The sequence below is a fragment of the Actinotalea sp. C106 genome, from assembly GCF_023630195.1.
Taxonomy (GTDB): domain Bacteria; phylum Actinomycetota; class Actinomycetes; order Actinomycetales; family Cellulomonadaceae; genus Actinotalea.
Genome location: NZ_JALPKN010000143.1, coordinates 1 through 7,971, shown reverse-complemented (window position 1 = coordinate 7,971; position 7,971 = coordinate 1). Strand labels below are relative to the sequence as shown.

General features: G+C 73.7%; 6 protein-coding genes. 2 read left to right on the top strand and 4 right to left on the bottom strand.

The window, feature by feature from the left end:
• Positions 1-913, top strand: a 913-nt coding sequence (locus L0B03_RS10710) for an ABC transporter ATP-binding protein (protein ID WP_250445786.1), incomplete at its 5' end; no start/stop codon positions are given.
• Between the two features lie 230 nt (positions 914-1,143).
• On the top strand, positions 1,144-1,488 hold the full coding sequence (locus L0B03_RS10705) for an RNA polymerase-binding protein RbpA (protein WP_208054057.1): 345 nt from the start codon (positions 1,144-1,146) through the stop codon (positions 1,486-1,488).
• Between the two features lie 20 nt (positions 1,489-1,508).
• On the opposite strand, the gene L0B03_RS10700 is transcribed toward L0B03_RS10705, so the two are convergent.
• The 4 genes from L0B03_RS10700 to L0B03_RS10685 form a co-directional block, all read right to left on the bottom strand.
• Positions 1,509-2,318, bottom strand: coding sequence for a polyprenol monophosphomannose synthase (locus L0B03_RS10700; RefSeq protein ID WP_250445785.1), 810 nt, complete (start codon positions 2,316-2,318; stop codon positions 1,509-1,511).
• Positions 2,308-3,876 (bottom strand): apolipoprotein N-acyltransferase, encoded by a 1,569-nt coding sequence (gene lnt / locus L0B03_RS10695; protein WP_250445784.1) that lies wholly within the window; start codon positions 3,874-3,876, stop codon positions 2,308-2,310. The genes L0B03_RS10700 and lnt overlap by 11 nt, the downstream gene beginning before the upstream one ends.
• A gap of 347 nt (positions 3,877-4,223) precedes the next feature.
• The gene (locus L0B03_RS10690; protein ID WP_250445783.1) at positions 4,224-5,870 is read right to left on the bottom strand and encodes an amidohydrolase family protein; all 1,647 of its coding nucleotides are present in this window, start codon (positions 5,868-5,870) and stop codon (positions 4,224-4,226) included.
• A gap of 37 nt (positions 5,871-5,907) precedes the next feature.
• Positions 5,908-7,971 (bottom strand): RNA helicase (locus tag L0B03_RS10685; RefSeq protein ID WP_250445782.1); only part of this gene is annotated, 2,064 nt, incomplete at its 5' end.

Here is a 7,971-nt window from a genome sequence, read left to right as displayed (position 1 = left end):
GGGCTGGGTCGCGCAGCCCGGGGCCCGGGGGGGCAGCGGTGCATCACGGGGCCGGTCCCGAGGCGCCGCTCCCCCGCCGACCCAGCCCGGGTCGCCGGTCGACGACGACGCGGCGGCCGGCACCACCAGCAGGGTCACGCCCGAGCCCGTGTGGGCGGTGCGTGGGGTGTCCCTCCACGTCCCCGCGGGGTCCCTCGCGGCCTTCGTCGGCCCGTCGGGGGCCGGGAAGACGACCCTGACCTACCTGGTCCCGCGCCTGTACGAGGTCGATCACGGCGCGGTGCTCCTCGACGGGCACGACGTGCGCGACCTGCGCCTGGGGTCCCTGGCCGACGCCGTGGGCATGGTCACCCAGGACCCCTACCTCTTCCACGCGAGCATCGCTGACAACCTGCGGTACGCCAAGCCCGAGGCCACCGACGAGGAGCTCGTCGAGGCCGCGCGGGCAGCGAACATCCACGACCGCATCGCGGCCTTCGCCGACGGCTACGACACGACGGTAGGTGAGCGTGGGTACCGCCTGTCCGGCGGGGAGAAGCAGCGGCTGGCGATCGCACGGGTGCTGCTCAAGGACCCACGCGTCCTGATCCTCGACGAGGCGACCTCGGCCCTCGACTCGAGCTCGGAGCGGCTCGTGCAGCACGCCCTCACGCGGGTCATGGCAGGCCGGACCACCATCGCGATCGCCCACCGGCTCTCGACCATCCAGCACGCGGACGTCATCTTCGTGGTCGACGGCGGTCAGGTCGTCGAGCAGGGCACCCACCCCGAGCTCCTCGAGGTCGGCGGCCTGTACGCACGGCTGCACGCCGAGCAGTTCGGCGGTGGCCGGGTCGAGGCACGCTTCGCCGACGGTGTGATGTTCACCGACGGGGTGGTCCTCAACCAGGCCGGGCGGGGCGGTCCGTCCTGAGCAGTTGCGGCCCGACCCTGCTCACGGGACCGTAGGGACGCACCACCAGCACGTCGCCCGCTCGTCGCGGTCCATGTTCACGGTACCTTCACGGGCCGCCTGGAACACCGACCCCCTGGAGCGCGTTGTGCCAGGTGGAACGACAGATCGACTGACGTACCGCATCACAGAGACCTTCGAGCCGAGCATCCCTCGTCGCTCGTCCCAGCGGCCAGAACGGAGGCCACACGATGGCTGACCGATCCTTGCGCGGCATGCGCATCGGCGCGAACAGCATGGAGTCCGACCAGGGGGTCGAGTTCGCCCCGCGGTTCCAGGCGTACTACGACTGCCCCGACGGGCACACGATCATCCTTCCCTTCGCCGCCGAGGCTGACGTCCCCGTCGTCTGGGAGTGCCGCTGCGGCAAGGAGGCGCTGCTCCGTGACGCGAGCAAGCCGGAGCCCAAGGCGGGCAAGCCGCCGCGCACCCACTGGGACATGCTCCTCGAGCGCCGGACCGTGGGTGAGCTCGAGGACCTCCTCGCCGAGCGCCTCGAGCTGCTCCGGGCAGGGAAGCTCCGCCGCTCGGCCTGAGCCCCACCCTCGCTCGTGCGCTACGGCCGTCGCCCTCGGGCGGCGGCCGTCGTCGTACCCCTGAGCCGAGCCCAGCGATGCTGGGCCCCCCACAGGGAGACCCGCCAGAAGGCCTCGAGGACGATCTGCCGGCTCATCTTGGACCGACCCTGGGACCGTTCGACGAAACGGATCGGCACCTCCTGCACCTCTCCCCCGTGCCGGACCACCCGCCAGGCCATGTCGACCTGGAAGCAGTAGCCTTGCGAGGCGACGTCGTCGAGGGGCAGGGCGCGCAGCGCCCGGGCCCGGTAGGCGCGGAACCCAGCCGTCGCGTCACGTAGCGGCAGACCGAGCACGAGCCTGGTGAAGGAGTTGCCACCGCGGGAGAGCAGCATCCTCCGCCGGGGCCAGTTCTCGACCGATCCCCCGGGCGTCCACCGTGACCCCAGCACCAGATCGGGGCCGTGGTCGTCAGCGGCGAGGGCCGACAGCAGCAGCGGCAGCTCCTCCGGCTGGTGGGAGCCGTCCGCGTCCATCTCGACGAGCACGTCGTAGTCGCGGGCCAGCCCCCACCCGAAGCCCTCGACGTACGCCGAGCCCAGGCCGAGCTTGCCGGTACGGTGCAGGACCTGGACCTGCGGGTCGTGCCGGGCGAGGTCCTCGGCGATCAGGCCCGTGCCGTCCGGGCTCGCGTCGTCCACCACCAAGACGTCGGCGGTCGGCACCGCTCGGCGCAGCCGGCCGAGGGTGTCCGGCAGAGTCGTGGCCTCGTCGTAGGTGGGGATGACGACCAGGACGCGCGGTTCGACGGCGTGCCCATCGGTGGTGCTGGCAGGCTCAGGCCTCACCCGGGACGACCCTCTCCGCACGTCGCACGCGCGCCGCCCCGGCCATCCCGGCGACCGTGACGACCACCGCCAGGGCTCGCAGGGCCCAGCTCAGGTGGCTGCCGTAGCGCGTGGCGGGGGTGAGCTCGCTGCGCAGCGGCACGGTGGCGATCATCTGCTCGGCCGTGAACAAGCCGGTCTCCTCGCGGACCAGACCGGTCGGCGAGATCACCGCGCTCACGCCCACGGTGGAGATCTGCACCGTCGCGCGACCGTGCTCGATCGCACGCAGCCGGGACATCGCGAGCTGCTGGGTGGACTCGTCGGTACGTCCGAAGGTCGCGTTGTTCGTCGGGATGACGAGGACCTCGCCGCCCTCCTGCACCGCCTCCCGGATCAGGACGTCGTAGGCGACCTCGAAGCAGATGCCCAGCGCGAGGGTGACGTCCCGCTCGAGGCGCGGGACGGCGACCTCCATCGCGCCGATCTCCTCCCCGCCGATCATGTCCGTCCGCACCCTGTCGACGGCGTCGGAGAACTGCCGGGCGATCTCCCGCATCGGGATGTACTCGGCGAACGGCGCCGGCCGCCGCTTGGCGTACGAGGCCCCGGCACCCTCCTCGGGGTCCCAGACCAGCGCGGTGTTGAGACGTCCCCCCGACTCGGGGAAGTTGTCCGTCCCCACCAGGATCGGGGCCTCGACCGCGCGGGCTGCCTCGCTGATCACGTCGGCGGCGTCGGCGTCGGCACGGGGGTCGATGTCGGAGCCGTTCTCGGGCCAGAGCACCACGTCGAGCTCCCCCGGCGCCACCTGCTCGAGCAGGGCGTGGGTGCCTGACACGTGGTTGTCGAGGACCTCGCGGGCCTGCTGGAAGGAGTCCAGCCCTCGATCGGGCACGTTGCCCTGCACGGCCCCGAGGGCGAGCGTGCCCTCCTGCGCGCGGCTGTCCAGGGGGACCAGGAGCCCGCCGACCACCAGCACCACGGCCAGGACGAGGTAGCCGCTGGCGCTGCCCACGTCGATGCGTCTCACGGAGATCAGGGCGAGGGCCACCACGGCTCCCACCAGGGCGACCGCGGCGGAGACGAGGGTCGCACCACCCAGCCAGGCCAGCGACCCGAGGGGTGAGTCCGCCTGGGAGAAGGCCAGCCGCCCCCACGGGAAGCCACCGAAGGGCCACACCGAGCGGGCCTCCTCGAACCCGACCCACAGGATCGCGAAGACCGGAACCTGGAGGCGGGCCCGCTGCCAAGTGACCGCTCCCCGCCGGGCCCAGGTCCAAGCGGCACCGAAGGACGCGACGAAGCCCGCCTCGACCACCGACAGCGCCAGCCAGGGCACGGCGCCCACGGCGCCCTCGGCCCAGGTGATGTGGGGCAGGAAGAAGGCCAGGCCGAAGACCAGACCGACCAGGGTGTTCCACCAGGCGCGGTCACGGCCCAGGGCGACGAACAGCAGGGCCATGGCGAGGAAGGTCAACGGCCACCAGCCGAGGCCGGGGAACCCCGCGTCGAGGAGGAGTCCGCCGACGACGGCGAGGAGGAGGGTCGTCCTGCGGCGGGGTGGGGCGAACGGCACCGGCACAGCCTAACCGCGGTTCCTGCACCGACCGACTGGCCCGCGTGTCCTTCGGACCGGACGACGGCGTCCCCGGAGGGGCGTCGCCCGTTGTCTACTGAACACGCGGGCCCAGCCGGTGCCCTCCGCCTGGCGGCTGCCCGCGAGGGCCCGGTCGGGGTGCGGCCCAACTGGCGCACAACCCGCATCGACCGCGGGGAGGAACACGACGAACCTACCGAGTCCCCAGCGCGAGTCAAGGCGACGTTCGTCCAGGTCAGCGCCATCGATGCAGGTCAGCGACGACTGCTCCGAAGGAGTGACCCCGAGGGGCGACGGCGTGTCGCGCGGCGTGTCGGGAACTCGGTTCAGCCGAGGGCGTCGTGGAGCACGACACCCTCGCGCAGGGTGCGCACGCAGGCCGGTCGGGGCACGCCCTCCCCGAGCACGGGCAGGAGCGGCGTGCCCGCCCTCGCGTCGGTGCTCCAGGCCGAGACCCGCCCGTCCGGCACCTGCACCGCGAGGGACTCGACCTGCCACATCGCGAGGGTCGCGGGGGCCCCGAGACGGATCTCCCCAGCCCCCGTGTGGTCCAGCCGCGCGGCGCGCCAGCCACCGCGGGTGTGAGCCCGGAAGGCCGCCCGCGCAGAGATCCGTTGGCTCGGCTCGTGGTGCTCGACGGCCCCGCGGACGGCCCCCCACGGGTCGAACGGGGTCACCGGCGCGTCCGAACCGAAGGCGAGGGGCACCCCGGCCCCCGCGAGATCCGCGAAGGGGTTGAGGGAGGCCGCCCGCGCCGGGCCCAGGCGCTGTGCGTACATCCCCGCGCCACCGCCCCACGCGGTGTCGAAGGCGGGTTGGGCGCTGATGGTCAACCCCAGCAGGACGAGGGTCCCGAGGGCCTGGGCGTCCACCATCTCACCGTGCTCGATGCGGTGCCCCGCCGCCCGGACCCGGTCGAGCCCCTCGACGTCGGCCGCTGCGCGGAAGCCCACCAGGACCTCGTCCATGGCCCGGTCGCCGATCACGTGGAAGGCGGCCTGCGAGCCCGCGCGCGTCACGGCTGCCACGTGGTTGGCGACCTGCTCGGCGCTGAGCTGCAGGTCACCCGCGGCGATGGCCGGCCCGGTGTCGGCATAGGGCGCGCGCAGCGCTGCGGTGCGCGACCCGATCGAGCCGTCGACGTTGAGGTCCCCCCCGATCCCGGTCAGGCCGGGGATCGCCTCGAGGAGAGCTCGGGCGTCGTCCGCGGTCTCGCAGAGCTCACCGCGGTAGCCGATGACCGCCGCCAGGCCGCTCAGTGGTTCGGCGGTCATCGCCAGCAGGCCGGCGAGACCCTCCCGGGTGTCGATGTAGGGACCGCTGTGCTCGTGCAGCGAGGCGATCCCCTCGCGGGCAGCGGCGACCAGCGTCGACCGGTAGAGCTCCTCGCGGTCCCCGACTGACACGTCGCGGGCAGCGATCCGGGCCCGGTGGTGGGCGTCGGCGACGACGAGCCCGGTCGGCGACCAGCCCGGCAGGTCGGCACAGCCCGAGATCTCCGCGAAGGAGCTCGAGACCACGGCGGAGTGGACGTCCACCCGAGCGAGGTAGACGGGCGCGCCGTCGGTCGCGTTGTCGACCTCCTCGCGCGAGGGCGGTCGGCCCTCGGGCCAGGCGGTCTCGTCCCAGCCGTGGCCCAGGAGCGGGGCCTGACGCCCGGCTGCCCGGGCTGCTCGGGCCGCACCGGCAAGCCGGTCCAGCGCCTGCCCGAGGCTCATCACGCCAGCGGCGACCGACAGGTCGACCCCGCTCAGCGCGAGGCCCGTCTCGAGGACGTGGGCGTGGGCGTCGACGAAGGCGGGGGTCACCAGGGCGCCGTCGAGGTCCACCACCTCGTCGGCGCCGTCCTCGACGGTGTGGATCGTCTCCTCGCTGCCGAGCCACGCGACCTGGCCGTCGGCGACGAGGAGGGCCTGGGCGAAGGGGTCGGTGCGGGAGTGGATGACGCCGTTGCGGTACAGGGTGGAGCTCACGGCCCGAACGTAGCGCAGCGAGGCGTCCCCAGCAGCGTCAGACCGAGCTGTAGGCCACCACCCCGCGCCGCAGCAGGTCGACCGCGCGTCGCGCCGTCCCGCGCGTGGTGGGCAGCGGGGCCGACTGGGCGATCTGGTCCAGCAGGTCGATCACCTGCTTGCACCACCGCACGAAGTCCCCGGCGGCGAGGTCGGTGTCCTCCAGGACGTTCCCCAGGGAACGGCCCGAGGCCCAGCGGTGGATCGGTTGGACGAGCCCGAGGTCGACGGGACGGGTGGCCTGAAGCCCGCGTTCGGTCTCGAGGTCGTCGAGCCGTGACCACAGGCGCACCTGCTCGTCCAGGGCCCGCGCCAGCCGTCCCTGAGGGCCGCCCGGGACCTGCGGGGCGTGCCCGGGTTCCTCACGCCGCGCCTCGTAGACCATGGTCGAGACGGCCGCCGCCAGGGCCGGGGCGTCGAGGTCGTCCCAGATCTGGCGACGCAGGCACTCGGCGACCAGCAGGTCGGACTCGGCGTAGAGCCGGCGCAGCCCTTGCCCGGCGTCGGTCACCCGGGTGCGGCCGCGGCCGTCAGCGGAGACCTCCTCGAGGTACCCGGTGACGGTCAGCACGTCGCAGATCTTGTCGAAGACCCGCGCGATGGACGAGGTCCGGCCGTCGATACGGCGGGTCAGGGCGTCGTGCTCACGGCGCAGCCGGTGGTACCTCTCGGCCCACCGGGCGTGGTCCTCACGCTCGGAGCAGCCGTGGCACGGATGGCCGCGCAGCCTGCGCCTGAGGTCGGCCACCGTCTGGTCCTCGTCGGCGGTGCGCTGCTGGCGGGAGCCACCTCGTCCTGACGACCCACCCTCGGGACGACCGTCCCGGTCCCGCTCCCGGGGCGGGGCGGCCAGCGCGCTGCGCATCGCGGAGGCGAGGTCCCGCTTGGCCCCGGCGTTGCGCGCGGAGAACTGCCGCGGGACCCGCACGCTCGTGACGCGGCGCACCCCGTGGGTCAGGTCGGCAGCGGTCAGCGTACGGACCTGGCGCTCGGAGGTCAGCACCGTGGGTCGCGGCCCATCCAGGCCCGCATCCTTGCCCGGGTCGAGGACGACGGCGTGCCCGGCCCGGCGACCGGTGGGGATCTCCACGACGTCGCCGACGCGGAGACCTTCGAGGCTCGCCACGGCCTCGCGCCGTCGTGCGCGGGCCGCGTCGCGCGAGAGGTCCTTCTCGCGGTCTGCGAGGCGCCGGCGCAGCCCGGCGTACTCCTCGAAGTCCCCCAGGTGGCAGCGCATGGCCTCGGCGTAGCCCTCGAGGGCCTCGGCGTGGGACTGCGCCTGCCGGGCGACCCCGACGACGGCGCGATCGGCCTGGAACTGGGCGAAGCTCGTCTCGAGAACCTCGCGCGCCCGGTCCCGGCCCACCTGGGCCACGAGGTTGACCGCCATGTTGTAGGTGGGGCGGAAGCTCGAGCGCAGCGGGTACAGGCGACGCGAGGCGAGACCGGCGAGAGCCACCGGGTCCAGGGCGCCGTGGTCGACCACCACGGCGTGGCCCTCGACGTCGATCCCGCGGCGTCCGGCACGCCCGGTCAGCTGGGTGTACTCGCCCGGGGTGAGGTCGACGTGGGCCGAGCCGTCCCACTTGACGAGCTTGTCCAGGACCACCGAGCGCGCCGGCATGTTGATCCCCAGGGCCAGGGTCTCGGTCGCGAAGACCACCTTGACCAGTCCCCGGGAGAAGAGGTCCTCGACGGTCTCCTTGAACAGCGGCAGCAGCCCCGCGTGGTGGGCAGCGATGCCTCGACCGAGGGCGTGGGCCCAGTCCCAGTACCCGAGCACGGCGAGGTCCTGCGGAGGGATCGCCGCGCAGCGCTGCTCGACGACGGCGCGGATCTCGGCCTCCTGCTCGGCCGTGGTCAGGCGCAGCCCGGCACGCAGGCACTGCTGCACCGCGGCGTCGCACCCCGCCCGGGAGAAGACGAAGAAGATCGCCGGGAGCAGGGCGGAGCGGTCCAGGACGTCGACCACCGCGAACCGTGGGGCCGGACGGCGCGGCGGACCAGCCGTCCGGCGTCCCCCTCCCCCGCGCTGGCCACGGTCGCCGCGACTCCCCCGGCC